This window comes from Corynebacterium sp. LK2590, from assembly GCF_040946105.1.
Classification (GTDB): Bacteria; Actinomycetota; Actinomycetes; order Mycobacteriales; family Mycobacteriaceae; genus Corynebacterium.
Window position 1 is genome coordinate 205,441 of the sequence record NZ_JAYWMH010000003.1, and the last position, 14,585, is coordinate 220,025.

Annotated in this window: 13 protein-coding genes and 1 tRNA gene; 10 read left to right on the forward strand and 4 right to left on the reverse strand. The window is 65.4% G+C overall.

Annotation, left to right across the window (positions count from 1 at the left end; translation table 11 throughout):
* Positions 1-6: 6 nt before the first annotated feature.
* The 3 genes from VVR85_RS05650 (at position 7) to VVR85_RS05660 (ending at position 3,285) form a co-directional block, all read left to right on the forward strand.
* Entirely contained in the window at positions 7-642 is a 636-nt protein-coding gene (locus VVR85_RS05650; protein WP_368519970.1) for a DUF1707 domain-containing protein, read from the forward strand.
* A gap of 56 nt (positions 643-698) precedes the next feature.
* Complete coding sequence (locus VVR85_RS05655; protein ID WP_368519971.1) at positions 699-1,931, forward strand: pyridoxal phosphate-dependent aminotransferase; 1,233 nt, start codon at positions 699-701, stop codon at positions 1,929-1,931.
* 94 nt (positions 1,932-2,025) lie between these two features.
* Positions 2,026-3,285, forward strand: a complete 1,260-nt coding sequence (locus tag VVR85_RS05660) for a YibE/F family protein (protein ID WP_368519972.1) — start codon at positions 2,026-2,028, stop codon at positions 3,283-3,285.
* Here the strand turns inward: VVR85_RS05660 and VVR85_RS05665 are convergent.
* Both VVR85_RS05665 and dcd read right to left on the reverse strand, forming a co-directional pair.
* Positions 3,224-4,540 carry a UDP-glucose/GDP-mannose dehydrogenase family protein gene (locus VVR85_RS05665; protein WP_368520043.1) on the reverse strand — a complete coding sequence of 439 codons (1,317 nt, stop codon included), beginning with the start codon at positions 4,538-4,540 and terminating at the stop codon, positions 3,224-3,226. The two genes, VVR85_RS05660 and VVR85_RS05665, sit on opposite strands and share 62 nt — an antisense overlap.
* Before the next feature lie 70 nt (positions 4,541-4,610).
* A complete protein-coding gene (gene dcd, locus VVR85_RS05670) occupies positions 4,611-5,174 on the reverse strand; it encodes a dCTP deaminase (protein ID WP_296203483.1) in 564 nt (187 codons plus the stop codon).
* Between the two features lie 115 nt (positions 5,175-5,289).
* On the opposite strand from dcd, the gene VVR85_RS05675 reads away from it, so the two are divergent.
* The 4 genes from VVR85_RS05675 to VVR85_RS05690 all read left to right on the forward strand — a co-directional run bounded on the left by VVR85_RS05675 (position 5,290) and on the right by VVR85_RS05690 (position 7,385).
* Positions 5,290-5,363, forward strand: a tRNA-Gly gene (locus VVR85_RS05675).
* Between the two features lie 350 nt (positions 5,364-5,713).
* On the forward strand, positions 5,714-6,127 hold the full coding sequence (locus VVR85_RS05680) for a hypothetical protein (RefSeq protein WP_368519973.1): 414 nt from the start codon (positions 5,714-5,716) through the stop codon (positions 6,125-6,127).
* A complete protein-coding gene (locus VVR85_RS05685; RefSeq protein ID WP_368519974.1) occupies positions 6,127-6,336 on the forward strand; it encodes a PLDc N-terminal domain-containing protein in 210 nt (69 codons plus the stop codon). The genes VVR85_RS05680 and VVR85_RS05685 overlap by 1 nt, the downstream gene beginning before the upstream one ends.
* Before the next feature lie 704 nt (positions 6,337-7,040).
* A complete protein-coding gene (locus VVR85_RS05690) occupies positions 7,041-7,385 on the forward strand; it encodes a pentapeptide repeat-containing protein (RefSeq protein ID WP_368519975.1) in 345 nt (114 codons plus the stop codon).
* A gap of 142 nt (positions 7,386-7,527) precedes the next feature.
* Here VVR85_RS05690 and VVR85_RS05695 read toward each other — a convergent pair whose 3' ends face one another.
* Complete coding sequence (locus VVR85_RS05695) at positions 7,528-9,219, reverse strand: VanW family protein (RefSeq protein ID WP_368519976.1); 1,692 nt, start codon at positions 9,217-9,219, stop codon at positions 7,528-7,530.
* A 124-nt stretch (positions 9,220-9,343) separates the two neighbouring features.
* Positions 9,344-10,618 carry a glycoside hydrolase family 3 N-terminal domain-containing protein gene (locus VVR85_RS05700; RefSeq protein WP_368519977.1) on the reverse strand — a complete coding sequence of 425 codons (1,275 nt, stop codon included), beginning with the start codon at positions 10,616-10,618 and terminating at the stop codon, positions 9,344-9,346.
* Between the two features lie 60 nt (positions 10,619-10,678).
* Here VVR85_RS05700 and VVR85_RS05705 point away from each other — a divergent pair, with 60 nt between their 5' ends.
* Genes VVR85_RS05705 through VVR85_RS05715 form a run of 3 tightly spaced genes read left to right on the forward strand, consistent with a single transcriptional unit; the run spans position 10,679 to position 14,559 of the window.
* Complete coding sequence (locus VVR85_RS05705; RefSeq protein WP_368519978.1) at positions 10,679-11,185, forward strand: universal stress protein; 507 nt, start codon at positions 10,679-10,681, stop codon at positions 11,183-11,185.
* A gap of 18 nt (positions 11,186-11,203) precedes the next feature.
* Positions 11,204-11,401, forward strand: coding sequence for a DUF2613 domain-containing protein (locus VVR85_RS05710; RefSeq protein WP_070768425.1), 198 nt, complete (start codon positions 11,204-11,206; stop codon positions 11,399-11,401).
* Positions 11,402-11,454: 53 nt separating this feature from the next.
* Positions 11,455-14,559, forward strand: coding sequence for an alpha-(1->3)-arabinofuranosyltransferase family protein (locus VVR85_RS05715; protein ID WP_368519979.1), 3,105 nt, complete (start codon positions 11,455-11,457; stop codon positions 14,557-14,559).
* The last annotated feature ends 26 nt before the right edge of the window (positions 14,560-14,585 follow it).

The window sequence follows — 14,585 nt, forward strand, 5'->3', positions numbered from 1 at the left end:
TTGGGTATGAGCTACGACGATTCCCTGCGCCTGTCTGATGCCGAACGCAACGACGCCCTGACCGCTTTGGCCAAGGCCGTCGGCGAGGGCCGCCTCAGCGTGGACGAATTCGAGGAACGCTCCGATTCCGTCATGGGCGCACGCACCCGCCGCGACATCGTCCCCCTGTTTACCGACATCCCGGACCAGCCCATCGCCGAGCCGAAGATCTATTCCCGCGCCGACGTCGAGCGCGCCTGGGAGGCCGGCCGCAAACCCAAGCTGGCCACCGGGCTCATCGGCAGCCTGCTGCTGACCATCGGCGGGACCTCCGCATTCATCGGCGCCTTCGGCGCGGCCGGGGTCGGCGCCGCGGTGGGGTTGGTGTCTGCCTCCGTCGCCGCCTTCCTGCTCATCCCGGTGCTGTGGATCGCGCTCTACGTGCTCAAGGTAGGCCCCAGCTCCTGGCACGCGCCCAGCCCGCGCCAGGTAGAGCGCCAAAAGCGCAAGGAAATCCTGGCCACCCAGGCCGAGCAGCGCGCCCTGATGTGGGCCCATAACAAGCAGACCGCGGGCGAGCTGACCGGCCAGGCCCTCGACTTCGCCAAGCGCCGCGTGGACAACTGGAGCCAGCCCAAGGACACCAAGAAGCACAGCAATTAGGGCACTTCCCGGCCCAAATTTCGTCACCACGGTCCAAAAGATGGCACAATTGCGGCATGACTACCACGCCGAACCGCCGAATTTTTGACCAATCCGACAAACTCAAGGGTGTCGCCTACGACATCCGTGGGGAGGTCTCGGCCGAGGCAGAGCGCATGGAGCTCGACGGCCACAACATCCTGAAGCTCAACACGGGCAACCCGGCGGTCTTCGGCTTCGACGCCCCGGACGTCATCATGCGCGACATGATCGCCGCCCTGCCCACCTCCCAGGGCTATTCCACTTCCAAGGGCATCATCCCCGCCCGCCGCGCCATCGTCACCCGCTACGAGCTGGAGGACTTCCCGCACTTCGACGTCGGGGATGTCTACCTGGGCAACGGTGTCTCCGAGCTGATTTCCATGACCACCCAAGCGCTGCTCAACGACGGCGACGAGGTCCTCATCCCGGTCCCGGACTACCCGCTGTGGACGGCGGCCACCTCCTTGGCCGGTGGTACCCCGGTGCACTACCTGTGCGACGAGGAGGACGACTGGAACCCGTCTATCGAGGACATCAAGTCCAAGGTGACGGAGAAGACCAAGGCCATCGTGGTCATCAACCCGAACAACCCGACGGGCGCGGTCTACTCCCGGCAGACGCTGCAGCAGATCGTGGAGATCGCCCGCGAGCACAACCTGCTCATCCTGGCTGATGAAATCTACGACCGCATCCTCTACGACGGCGCGAAGCACACCTCCATCGCTTCCCTGGCCCCGGACCTGCTGTGTATTACCTACAACGGCCTGTCGAAGGCCTACCGCGTGGCCGGCTACCGCGCCGGCTGGATGGTGCTCACCGGCCCGAAGAACCACGCCTCCGGCTTCATCGAAGGCCTGGAGCTGCTCGCCGGCACCCGCCTGTGCCCCAACGTTCCGGCCCAGCACGCCATCCAGGTCGCGCTCGGCGGGCGCCAGTCCATCTACGAGCTGACCGGCACGGACGGCCGCCTGCTCAAGCAGCGCAACATCGCCTACGAAAAGCTCAATGAGATCCCCGGCGTCAGCTGCGTGAAGCCGATGGGCGCGCTTTATGCCTTCCCGCGGCTGGACCCGAACGTCTACGAGATCCACGACGACTCCAAGCTGATGCTGGACATCCTGCGCTCGGAAAAGATCCTCATGGTGCAGGGCACCGGCTTCAATTGGCCGGACCCGGACCACTTCCGCGTGGTCACCCTGCCGTGGGCGTCCCAGCTGGACAACGCCATCGAGCGCCTGGGCAACTTCCTGGCCAGCTACCGCCAGTAGCCGCGGTAAGCACGGTCCCAGCCCCGGAGTGATTTTTCGCTGCCGGGGCTACTTTGTGCGCGCACAGAATTGAAAACATTTACTATTAGTGGCTATGGCACGACACTCAGTAAAGCCGGCCGGTCTGAACCTGTGGCAGCGCCTCCTCTTAGGTCTGCTGGGGCTGGTAGTAGCCGCCACCGCCGTGGGGCTCGTCTGGCTCTGGCCTAGCACCGGCCCGGACACGAGCGAAGACTTCGACCGCGCGTACTCGCTGAACCAGCAGCGGGTGACCGGCACCGTCACCCAGGTCGATTCCAACGCCTGCGCTTCCCCGGCTACCGGCACGGCCTTTGATACCCCGCCGCGCACTACCGCCGCGGAGGCCGCCGGGGCCCACGATGATTCTTGCCGCCGCGCCCTGGTGGACCTGGAAGACGGGCCGGATGCAGGGAAGATGACTCAGCTGGTGCACTACGGCGTGGCCGGCGAGCCGGTACTTGAGGTAGGTGACCACATCACCATGACCCTGTCGGAAAACCCCGCCGACGGGCAGGCTCAGTACGCTTTCGCCGACTACGAGCGCAGCTCCGCCCTGTGGGCCTGGGGCCTGGTCATCGTCGCCGCCATCCTCATCTTCGCCGCCTGGCACGGGTTGCGTTCGCTCATCGGCCTGGCCTTCAGCCTGGCCATCGTCTTTTTCTTCCTCCTGCCGGCCATCACCGCGGGCCAGCCCATCATCCCCGTCACGATTATCGCCTGCGCGGCCATCCTGGTGGTGGCCATCCCCTTGGTCCACGGCTGGAACTTCAAGTCCGCCTCGGCGCTGGCCGGCAGCCTGGTCGCCCTGGCCGTGGCCACGGTCGTGGCCATCATCGCCATCCGGACGTCCCACCTGCAGGGCCTGTCCTCCGAGGACAACCTCAAGCTGCTGCTCTACCTCCCGCAGCTGTCCGTGGTCGGCGTGCTGCTGGCCGGGTTCATCGTCGGCGCGCTGGGCGGGCTCAACGATGTCTCCATCGGGCAGGCCTCCACCGTCCACGAGCTGGCGGCCATCGACCCGACGATGCCGCGGTGGCGGCTGTTCGTCTCCGCCATGAAGGTCGGGCGCGACCACATCGCGTCCATGGTCTACACCATCGTGCTGTCGTATACGGGTGCGGCGCTGCCACTATTGCTGCTCATCTCCGCGGCCGATGCCTCCGCCGGCCAGGTCTTGAGCAGCGACGTCATCGCCACCGAGCTACTGCGCTCCGGGGTGGGCGCGCTTTCCCTGGTCAGCGCCGTGCCGGTCACGACGCTGATTGCGGCGTTTACACACTCCGACCCAGGGCCACGAGATCCCAACCGGCCGCCTGCCATTCACGCACATTAAGCACGTTGCGCCCGTCGATGATGTGTTGGCGGGCGACCAGCTTGCCGGCGGCGACCGGGTCGAGCTCGCGGAACTGCTTCCACTCCGTAGCCAGGATGACCAGCTCGGTACCCTTAAGAGCCGTATCCACGTCGGGGGCGTAGTCCAGCGTCGGGAAGACCTTCTTGGCGTTGTCCATGCCTTGCGGGTCGTAGACCGTCACCGCCGCACCCGCCAGGGACAGCGAGCCGGCCACGGATAGCGCCGGCGAGTCGCGCACGTCGTCCGAGTTCGGCTTGAAGGAGCAGCCCAGCACCGTCACGCGGTGGCCCAGCAGGGAGCCGGCGAAAGACTCCTTGGCCAGGTCCACCACGCGGTCACGGCGGCGCATGTTGATGGCGTCGACCTCGCGCAGGAAGGTCAGTGCCTGGTCCGCGCCGAGCTCGCCCGCCCGCGCCATGAACGCGCGGATATCCTTCGGCAGGCAGCCGCCGCCGAAGCCCAGGCCGGCGCCCAAGAACTTGCGGCCGATGCGCTCGTCCAGCCCGATGGCATCCGCCAGGGCCACGACGTCGGCGCCGGCGATCTCACAGATCTCCGACACGGCGTTGATGAACGAAATCTTGGTGGCCAGAAACGCGTTCGCCGAGACCTTGACCAGCTCCGCGGTCTGCAGGTCCGTCACGATGAAGGGAGTGTCCTGGCGCAGCGGCTCGGCGTAAATCTCGCGGGCAATCTCCTCCGCGCGGGACTCGCCCTCCCGGCAGCCGATGACGATGCGATCCGGGGTGATGGTGTCCTTGACCGCGTAGCCCTCCCGCAGGAACTCCGGGTTCCAGGCGATCTCCACCTCGGTGCCCTCCGGGGCCAGCTCGTTAGCCATCTGCTGCAGCTCCGCGGCGGTGCCCACCGGCACGGTGGACTTGCCCAGGATAAGATGCTGGCCTTTGAGCAGCGGGACCAGCTTTTCGATGACCGCGCGGACATAGGTCATGTCCGCCGCGTAGGAACCGTGGCGCTGCGGGGTGCCCACGCCCAAAAAGTGGACGTTGGCGAACTCGGCGGCCGCGGCGTAATCCGTGCTAAAGCTCAGCGTCCCGCCGCCTAAGTTGCGCTCGAGTACCTCCGGCAGGCCCGGCTCGTAGAAGGGAACCTTGCCCGCTGCCAGGGAGTCGATTTTTGCTTGGTCCACGTCCACGCCGAGAACCTCGTGGCCGAGCTCGGCCATGCAAGCGGCGTGCGTCGCACCCAGGTATCCGGTGCCAATCACAGTCATGCGCATAAGCGGTTATCTTAAGCGCCCGAGTTGAACACAGGATTAAATCTGGGTGCCGGATCCTAAAACCTTAGCGAAAGTTCAGGTAGGACTTCGACGGGGTCGGCCCGCGCTGGCCCTGGTACTTCGAGCCCAGCGCCCCACTGCCATAGGGATCCTGCGCCGGCGAGGTCATCTTGAAGATCGCCAGCTGGCCGACCTTCATGTTCGGCCACAGGACGATCGGCAGGTTCGCCGTGTTCGACAACTCCAGGGTGATGTGCCCGGAAAAGCCGGGGTCAATAAAGCCCGCGGTGGAGTGCGTGAGCAGGCCCAACCGCCCCAGGGAGGACTTACCCTCCAGGCGGCCGGCCAGGTGCGGCGGCAGCGTGAACTTCTCCAGCGTGGCCCCCAGGACGAACTCGCCCGGGTGCAGCACGAAGGCGTCTCCGTCGGCCACCTCGACCAGGCTGGTCAGATCCGGCATCTCTTCCTTCGGATCAATATGGGTGTACCGGGAGTTGTTGAACACGCGGAAGTACTTATCCAAGCGCACGTCCACGGACGAAGGCTGGATAAGGTTGGCATCGAAGGGCTCGATCTGCAGCGATTCATCCTCGATGGCGGCCCGGATATCTCGATCTGATAAAAGCACGTGTCCGAGTCTACTAGCAGCTAGGCGACCCGGTTTTCACCCGGGGTCAGCGAGGGTGTAGAGTGTTTCCCAGCGCTTGATGTATGCCCAGCAATGGGCGCACAATTCAGGCTCTGCCGGCGTAGTTTAATGGTAGAACATCAGCTTCCCAAGCTGAGAGCGCGAGTTCGATTCTCGTCGCCGGCTCCACACATGAGCTACACCTTTTGGTGTGGCTTATTTTTTATAGGACGGCAGGTAGGCCCAAACTATCCAACTTTCCCTAGGTCTTCCCACACCGCGTGCGTAGCCGCCGACGGCACCCACCCCTCATGCGTCGTATGCTCCACTCCGGCGGACTTGACCCTTTAGAACAATTATGGATCTTGAAAGCAATGCAGAATACCCTGTTACTTAACCGCAATCATCCACAAGCAAGGACAATCCTGAAACACCGTCTCCTCTCAATCCCCCCTTGCCACGCTCACTGCACTCAGCTTGACAACCGGGACAGCCCACGCCACCGAGACCCCAAGGAAGAGAAGCTAGCGAATCAAGTAATGAACGCTGCTGATCCCAACGAGGAGTACAGCAAGCTCACCAACGAGGAGAAATCCATCTTCTTGAGGGCAATGAATCCCGTCGCAGTCGAACAGAAGGTTACTCAACCGAAACAGACAACCACATCGATTCGATCGGCAGGAAACGAAGTAACAAGCGTGGAGATCACCAACCAAGGTGGAGAAACCAAGACCCCGGGTTACACATACACCGGAGTGCTCAACAGTGGTGCACGACCGGCCGGTCCAGTCGGCCGAGCATATTCAGAGGTTGGCCTCAAACTGGGCGAGAACATTCCAGTAGTCAATCAGCTGCCGGCGCTCACACCGTGCATCAAGCTCACCGGCCATGCCGACGGCCACTCCGAATCGATGGCGGATGTAGGAGCCGGAAACGGATGTAGGGATATCTAATGGAGATACCAGTTACTTATGACGCACTATGGGTAGGAATTCCTCTCTTGTGCATTATCCTCGCTAGCATCGTTGCCATTTGGGAGAAGCAGCGCGGAAGTTCTACCACCCGAATATTCCTGTGGTGTCTTGCCCAATTCGTGATTCCCCTTGCAGGTTTCTTGATTTGGATCGTGTTCCACAGGTTTTCCTCTAAGAGGCAAACCTAAGTAATAAACTGTTTCCCGGTAGCCAACGAGGAATTGATGCCCTGACTTGCCCCGATCGTTAATGCCATCATCCAGCGGGCGCGGATCATGAGCGGCCCGTCCTCGATGACACGTAGTAGCCCGGCGAATTCGGCACGAGAAAAGGCTTGCCCCTCTGTGCTGTTGGCGCGGGACGCATCCATTCGGTCGCGAGGGTTGTGCGGAATTTTGCCCTCTCGTACCGAGTCCTTAAGCGCTCCGCTTAGCGTGAAGAATGTGGCTTAGCAGATGCGGCCGCTAAGTCCGTTCTTCTTCATTGCTTGCAGCATGCAGCAGATGTGATCAGGGGTGATTGTGTTGATGCGGTTTTTGCCGATATGGACGATATGCCCGCGGGTCAAGTCCGCCGGAGTGGTGAATCTACCCGGGCGGTTCTGGCTACGACAAAATATGCCCCTAAAATAATATGCCCCTAAAATAAAGAATTTTGGCAACCGGTATGAATACAGATTGCCGATGGATCACATTTCTTGCAAAGGCTGGGAACCGCTGAGAAAGTGCCGAAAGCTTGAAACTAAAAATGTTTTGACGGTAGTTGGTTTCAATAAGATACAGGATGGTAAACCTTACGGAGTGGTTACCACACGGAGTGGTTACCACCTATTGCGAAGGATTCGACGGCCGTTGCCCCCAGTGGATTATTAACTCTCCACAGATTAAATAACATGTATAAAGCAATGCCTATTTCACGGTCTACTGATTTGGCCGGCAAAGACATTTCTGGAAGAGATATGTCTAATTATGACCTAACTGATATCAACCTTGAAGGAAGCGTGTGCCGGGGATGCTCATTCCGAGGCTCCATGTTGGCATGGGCTAATTTGAAATCAGCAGATTTCACCGGCGCAGATTTTACGGATGCAATCCTTAGTGAATCAGATTTTCGTGGAGCGACGCTAACCCATGCTGACTTAACAGGCGCATATCTAGTTCCCATTATTGCTGATGAGGAACAATTTTCCGACTGCATAGGGGTTGAGGAATCTGCGATTGAGTTTCCCAGTTCTTGATCTGGTTTGTGCTCCCAAAACTCGGCTACAAACTCCGCTGACGCACAACATCGTCGCCGGCTCCATGCGTAAAGGCAGGACACCACTCGGTGCCCTGCCTTTTCTCATGCGGTCTTTAGACCGCGCTGTGGTTGATTCTTGCCTAGCTGCAGGTGACGATCGGCTGCGGGTCGTAGACCGTGGTGGTGGTCTCCCGGGAGATTTCCTGTCCGCTCAGGTTGCGGATGACGCGCGTGTCCGAGGTGGTAAAGCCCGGCGCGCCTGACGACGGCGAGCAGTCCTCGGCATCGACCTGCTTGGGCTGCGGCTGGGTCTGGGCCCACCGGCCGTTGTTGATGGATTCGACCTCGACGGTCTTGGTGCCCTTGAGCTGCACGGTGATTTCGCTGTTGCTGTAGCTAGTCGAAATCATCACTGGGTGCTCGGAGTTGTTGGTGAACTGCAGGTCGATAGCGCCCTCGTACACGGTGGCCTCGCGGCCGGCCGGGTAGCGCGAGATGTAGTAGGAGTGCGGGGTGTGGGCGGTATCTTCCATGCCTGCGAAGTAGGCGGCGTTGTACAAGGTGGTGGCGAACTGGGAGATACCGCCGCCGACGGCCTCGCCCGCGCGGCCGTCGATGATGATGCCGGACTCGACATAGCCCTGCGCGGTGCCGCGCGGGCCGGTGTAGCCGTTGAGCGAGAAGGTCTCGCCCGGGGCGAGGAAGGCACCGTTGACCTGGTCGGCCACGCGCTTGATGTTCTGCCCCGACGCGCCGGAGAAGCCGCCGGTGGTGAACTCCCCGATGACGTCGTCGAAACTGGCGTTTTCGGCCTGCTCGGTGGTGAACGTGGCGGGCTCGTCGCGGTACTCGGCGTCCCACTCGCGGTCCTTGTTGTCCTTGACGCGCTCGTCAAAGCCATCCATGGTCTTGTCCCAGTCGATGACCACGCCGTCGCGGTGCGGGGTGACCTGCTTGGAACCGCCGGCAAAGGAGATGGTGGCGTTCTGCTTGACCTGGACCGAAGGCTTGAGGGCCTCCCCGATCATCTCCTGGGCGCGCTCGTTGTTGATCTTCAGCTCCAGCTTGCCGTCGTGGGGCTCAATCGTGACGAACTGTTCGATCTCGTCCGGGGTGATGCGGGACTCGACGTCGTCGCGGCCGCGGGTGACCAGATCGCCAGCCACGGCATCGGCGGCGTCGCCCTCGGCCATCTTTTCCACCTCGTCCTGGGTGATGGCGGGCTCGGTTTCCTCCGCGTCCACCTCGACGCCCTCGGGGTTGACCCACCCCTCGGAGACCTCCGTGGCCAGCTCCTCGCGGTCGACGGACTGGCCGGTCACGGCGTCAGTGACGTTGACCTTGCCGCCGGCGAGATTAATCGCACCGTCCTTGGGCTCGACGGTCAAGTCTTGGTTGAGGCGATCGACGGTCGGCTGGAACGCAGCCTCGTCAACATCGGTGTCCACGTCGTATTCGCGCTGGGGCGCGAAGAAGCTGTAAACGCGGGCGAACGGGTTGAGGGAAGCGTTCTCGATGCCGTCCACGGCCTTCTTAAAGTCCATCCGCAGGCCGGCCTCGTGGGGGATGAACTCCGTGGTCTTTTCCCCGGCGGTGACCGTCACGGGCTGGTTTTCCACGTCCCCGAGCTCGTCCTCCAGTTTCGCCACGGCATCGCGGCGTTCCATGTTGGAAATATCTACTCCACCGACGGAGACGGCCCGGGGCGTCTTGCCTTGGTTCGCCACGACATCCATGGCGTAGGCAACGCCCGCGATGACGAAAAGGCCGACCAAGATGCCCAGGGCAATGGCCCAACCCTTCACTCCGCGTTTTCCGTTCGCTTTACTCACACGCACTACAGTAATGGCTTACCGGCCCTAATTCCTAGTCAGGAGGCCTAAAGTATTATCAAGACAACCGCGCCGGGGCGGGTAAAGAGGACACCGGGGGTGACATATGTAGCGGCCTCGGCGGCTACTCCGCGGGTGGAGCCGTCCCGGGATCCGCGCCTGGGGCGGGCTCGGGTTCCGTGTGAGATTCGGCCACGCGCAGGGCGGATTCAGCCACCCGCGCGGGCGGGAGTTGGCCGCCATCCACGGCCGCTTCCAGGTGGTTTAGGACGCTCTGGAAATCCACGGCGGTCGACCATAGCGCCTGGTCCGCGCCGGCGGCCAGGGAGGCGGTGACGGCTTCCTCTGGGGACATCTGGTCCGTAATCGCCTTCATGCCGGTGAGATCGTCGGTATAGGTCAGGCCGCGGAAACCGGCGTGCTCGCGCAGCAGCCCGTAGGCGTGGTTGTTGAGACTGGCCGGGGTGACCCCGTCGCCCAGCCCCGGCACCACCAGGTGCCCCACCATGACCCCGGCGCCCGGCGATTGGGGCAGCGCGACGTCGAAGGGCACCAGGTCGTAGCCCACCAGCTGGTCCAGCGGCGGGGTGGTTGCCATTCCCTGGTGCGTGTCCCCGCTGGCGCGGCCGTGCCCCGGGTAGTGCTTGAACACCGGCCGCACCCCGGCGTTGTGCAGGCCCCGGGCAAAAGCGGCGCCGAGCTCACCCGCGGCGGCCGGATCCGGGGAGAAGGAACGGTCGCCCACCACGTTCAGGCCACCGCCGTCGACGTCGATAACCGGAGCGAAGTCCACGGTAACACCGTGGGCGGACAGGGTCTGGCCCACCGCGAAGCCCTGGCGCTCGGCCTCTGCGGTCCCGCCGGCGACCATGTCCCGCGGGGTCGGGAAATCCCCCAGGATTTCCGAGAAACGCTGGACCCGTCCTCCCTCAAAGTCGATGGAGACATCAAAGTCGCGACCGACCGCCGCGCGCAGAGCGTGGATATCCCGCCCCGGGGTCTGCAACAACTCCGGGTCCGCCCAGCTGGTGATGAAGATACCGCCGGCCCCGGCCTTGAGCTTCGCCAGCGCGTCGTCGTAGTTGACCACGCCCGGCATCAGCAACGAGGCGAGCTGCTCGCGCCGGGTGGCCGGCAGCTGCACCGCCGGTGCCGGTTCCGGCTGGCTCGTGGAAGAGCTCGTCTGCGGGGCCGAAGAACTCGTTTTAGTTTCGCTGCTGACCACACCAGCCGGGGGCGCGGCCTGCTCTGCCTCGTCCGACGAGCAGGCGCTGAGCGCGCCACCACCGGCCACGAGGGTTACCACGGCAACCAGCGCGACCCGTGCACACGGGGTACCAATGCGGGTGGCAGCGAGCAGGCGACGACGCCACTGCGCGGGCCGGGGAAACGGAATCATGGCATATAGTCTGCCATTAGTCAGCCACATCACGCCCGAATGCCTACTAAGATGGCGGGCATGAGTAACGGCCAAACCATGTTAATTGCGTTCGACGGCTCGGAGCGCGCCGCCCGCGCCATGCAGCAAGCCGCTCAGCTGCTGCGCCCCAGCACGGTGGAGATCCTCACCGCCTGGGAGCCGGCCGCCCGCCAGGCCGCCCGTGCGGTTAGCCGCACCGGCCTGCACCAGTCGACGGTCTCCCCGGAGGCCACCGAGGAAGACCCGGCCTACGAGGAGGCGCTGGCCATCTGCCGCCGCGGCGTCGAGGTGGCCGAGGGGCTCGGCCTAGCGGGACGCGCCCACCTGGTCGAATCCGCCACGACTATCGCCTCCGCCATCGTGGATGCCGCCCAAGAGCTGGACGTGGACGTCATCGTCACCGGTACCCGCGCGCTGACGGGCTTCCGCTCCTGGTGGACTAACTCCACCGCGGACCAGATCGTGCGCAACGCCGGCATCCCGGTCTTTATTGTCCCGCCGGAAAACGACGAGGACGAAGAAGATGCCCCGGAATACTTCGAGTAGCTGCTAGGATTTGGTCCCATGGCAGTAGAATCCGACTCTTTGACAAAGCGCACGCTGGGCCCGGCCGTCGGCAGCGCCGTGGTCGGCCTGGTGCTCGGCGTGGTCACCATCGTGGGGATCGCCCAGTTCAGCGACGCTGATACGGTGCCTTCCGGCCACGCGGTGCCGGCCGATGACGCCGTGCTGGGCGGGCCTGAGTACGGCTCCCGCCAGTAGGCGTGCCCCGGCTGTCTACTAAACTCCGCCCCCACCTCGCCGGGTGGGGGCTTTTGGCGATCGTCGTCTTTGTCCTGCAGTTCGGGCACAACACCCAGGTCGCGGCCGACACCAAGCACGACCTGCTGGTCGACCCGGCGGGTTTTCTGCGCGGGGCGCTGACCCCCTGGACGGATGTGTTTACCCTGGGGCAGCTGCAAAACCAGGCCTACGGTTATCTCTTCCCGCACGGGCTCTTCTTCCTAGCCGCCGATCCCCTGCCGGAGTGGGTGGCGCTGCGGCTGTGGTGGCTGCTGGTGACCGGCGTGGGCTTTTCCGGGGCCTTCCTGCTGGCCCGGCGCGCCACCGACGCGGGCCCGGGCTGGTCGTTTATCGCGGCGCTGGCCTACGCGCTTTCCCCGCGCGTTATGACCACGCTGACCACGATCTCCTCGGAGACCTGGCCGGTCATGCTGGCCCCCTGGGTCCTGGTGGCTTGCCTCGCCCCGCGGTCGGGGCGCTGGCAGTGGGCGGCCGCGGTCATCCCGGTCGCGCTGATGGGCGCGGTCAATGCCACCGCCACCCTGGCCGCCTGCGTGCCTGCGGCGGTGGTCTTGCTCTGCCAGCGGCGCTGGCGTTTCTTCGGCGCCTGGCTGGCCGGCTGCGCGCTGGTCAGCGCCTGGTGGATCGTCCCGCTGCTGGTGCTGGGGCGCTTTGCGGCGCCCTTTACGGAATTCATCGAGTCGGCATTCGTCACCACGCGCTGGCTCAACCTGGCCGAGATCCTGCGTGGAACTACCAGCTGGTCCCCCTTCGTGGACACCGAGCGCACCGCCGGCGTGCTGCTGGTGGCCGAACCCGTCTTCGTCCTGGCGACCGTAGCCGTGGCCGCCGCCGGGCTGGTGGGACTGTGCCGCCTGCCGCGGACGTGGTCGGTGGTGCTGATAGTGGGCATCGCGGTGCTGGGTACCAGCCTGCCGGCTTACCGGGAGCTGCTCGACGGGCCGCTGGCCGCGCTGCGCAACCTGCACAAATTCGATCCGCTGGTCCGCCTGCCGCTGGTACTCGGCCTGGCGCAGCTAGGCGCGCGCCTCGGCTGGCCGCGGACCTTGCGCCCCGACCGCCGGCAGACCGCCGGGCTGCTGCTGGCCGTGGTGGTCGCGGCCAGCGCGTTCCCGGCCCTGTCCGGGCGCCTGCTGCCGCGCGGGGCCTACGATAAGGTACCAAGCTACTGGACCGCTGCCACTGATTTTCTGAACGAACACGCCGCCGGCACCCGCACGCTCATCTACCCGCCCGCGTCCTTTGCCCGGCAGGACTGGGGCTGGACCCGCGACGAGCCGGCGCAGCCGCTGCTTGAAGTCCCCTGGGCCGTCCGCGACGCCATCCCGCTTATCCCGCCGGAGGCCATCCGCGGCTTGGACGGGATTACCGCGGCCTTGGAACACGACCCGGCCGCGGGGGCGAAGGCCCTACAGCGCCTGGGCATCGGCGCGGTGCTGCAGCGCCACGACCTGGACGAGCCGGCGGCCAGCGATAGCTCGGTGCGCGCGGAAGACCTGCCGGGCACGGTCCACACCTTCGGCGAGGTGGACGTGGTGCTGCTCGACCCGCAGCAGGACCTGCAGATGGCTGACGGCGCCCCGGTGCGCGTGGCCGGCGGCGGCGAGGTCCTCGCCCTACTGGACATGGTGGATGCGCCCGGCGCGCGCGAGCTCGTAGACGCGGACGCCGACATCGTGACCGATACCCCGCTGCTGGTGGACCGCAACTACGGCACGCTAGACGGCCCGGTCTCCGCCCCGCTGGCCAAGGGCGATAGCTCCCGGGTCCACAACCGGCTGCGCGACTACCCCTCGGCAGGACAAACGGTGGCGGTCGAAGAACACGGCGGCCGCGTGGTGGCGGAGTCCTCGGCCGCCGATGCCGACTCCTTCGGCGGCGCCGATCCCGCCCGCTCCGTGACCGCCGCGGTCGACGGGCAGGACGACACCGCCTGGTGGCCGGCCCCGGGGCAGACCGGCTGGCTGGAGCTCCAGGCCCCGCAGGGCGAGGTCTTTGCCTCCCCGGTGCTCAGGCTCACCGCCACCGACGACACCCGCGCGACTGTCTCGTCCGGCTCCGCCTCCGTCGAGGTGGAGCTTAGCGCCGGCGAGGAGTCCACGGTGCGCGTGCCCGGCGGCGACAGCGCCGCGGTGCGCATCACCCCGCACGAGCGCGTCGGCATCACCGCCGCCGAGGTCGCCGGCCACCCCATCGAACGCGTCGTGACGGTGCCGGATACCTCACCTAACGTGGAGGCCTTCTTCTTCCAGCGGCTGACCGTGGACACGGGTGCCATCATCCGGGACTTCACCGCGCCGCGGGAGATGGAGCTTCCCCTGCGCGCAGGCGCTGAATCCGACGCCGACAAAGACGCCGAGGCGCCGGGGGTGCGCATCGACGGCCGCGACTACCGCCCGGGCGAGACGGTGCGGCTGCCGGCCGGCCCGCACCGGCTGGAAACCGCGGCGGCCTGGGTCCAGCTGGGCGAGCTGCCGCGCACTCCCCTTGAGCCCACCGGGGAGGCTATCGCCCCGGCAGACCACGAGCGCCTGCTGATTACCGGGCGAGCGTATAACGCCGGGCTCAACGGCTGGCTGGACTATGCCCCGCTGCAGGCCCGACAGGTGGACGCGGCCACCCAGGCTTTTGTCATTCCGGCGGGCGCGAGCGGCACCTTCCGCCTGACCTTCGCCGCAACGGGCGCGTACCAGGCCGGCCTTCTCGGCGGCGGGGCGCTGGGGCTGCTGACGGTTATCGCCTGCGCGGTGGTCTGTTGGCGCCGGCGCGGCGAGCACGTGCCGCGCTCCTTCCCGGAGCCGCCCCGGGCGCTGTGCCTGGCACTGGCCGCGGGCGGGCTCGCGCTGGTGGGCTGGCCGGCCCTGCTGGCGGGGATAGCGGCGTTCGCGGCGGTGCGCTGGACGACGCTGCCGGCCCCGGCCTTGTCCGCCGCGCTGCTGGCGGCCGCCGGGGCAATGCTGGCCCGCGCGCCCTGGCCGAGTGCGGGCTATGCCGGCGATTCGGCGCTGGTCACCGCCCTGTGCGCCGGGGCGGTCGCGTGCGTGTTCGCCGCTTCTTCCCGCACCGGCCACAGCGTCCGCACCACGCGCGCGCCGGGGCGTTCCACCCATTCGTAGCCGGCGGCGCTGACCACTACCGTGCC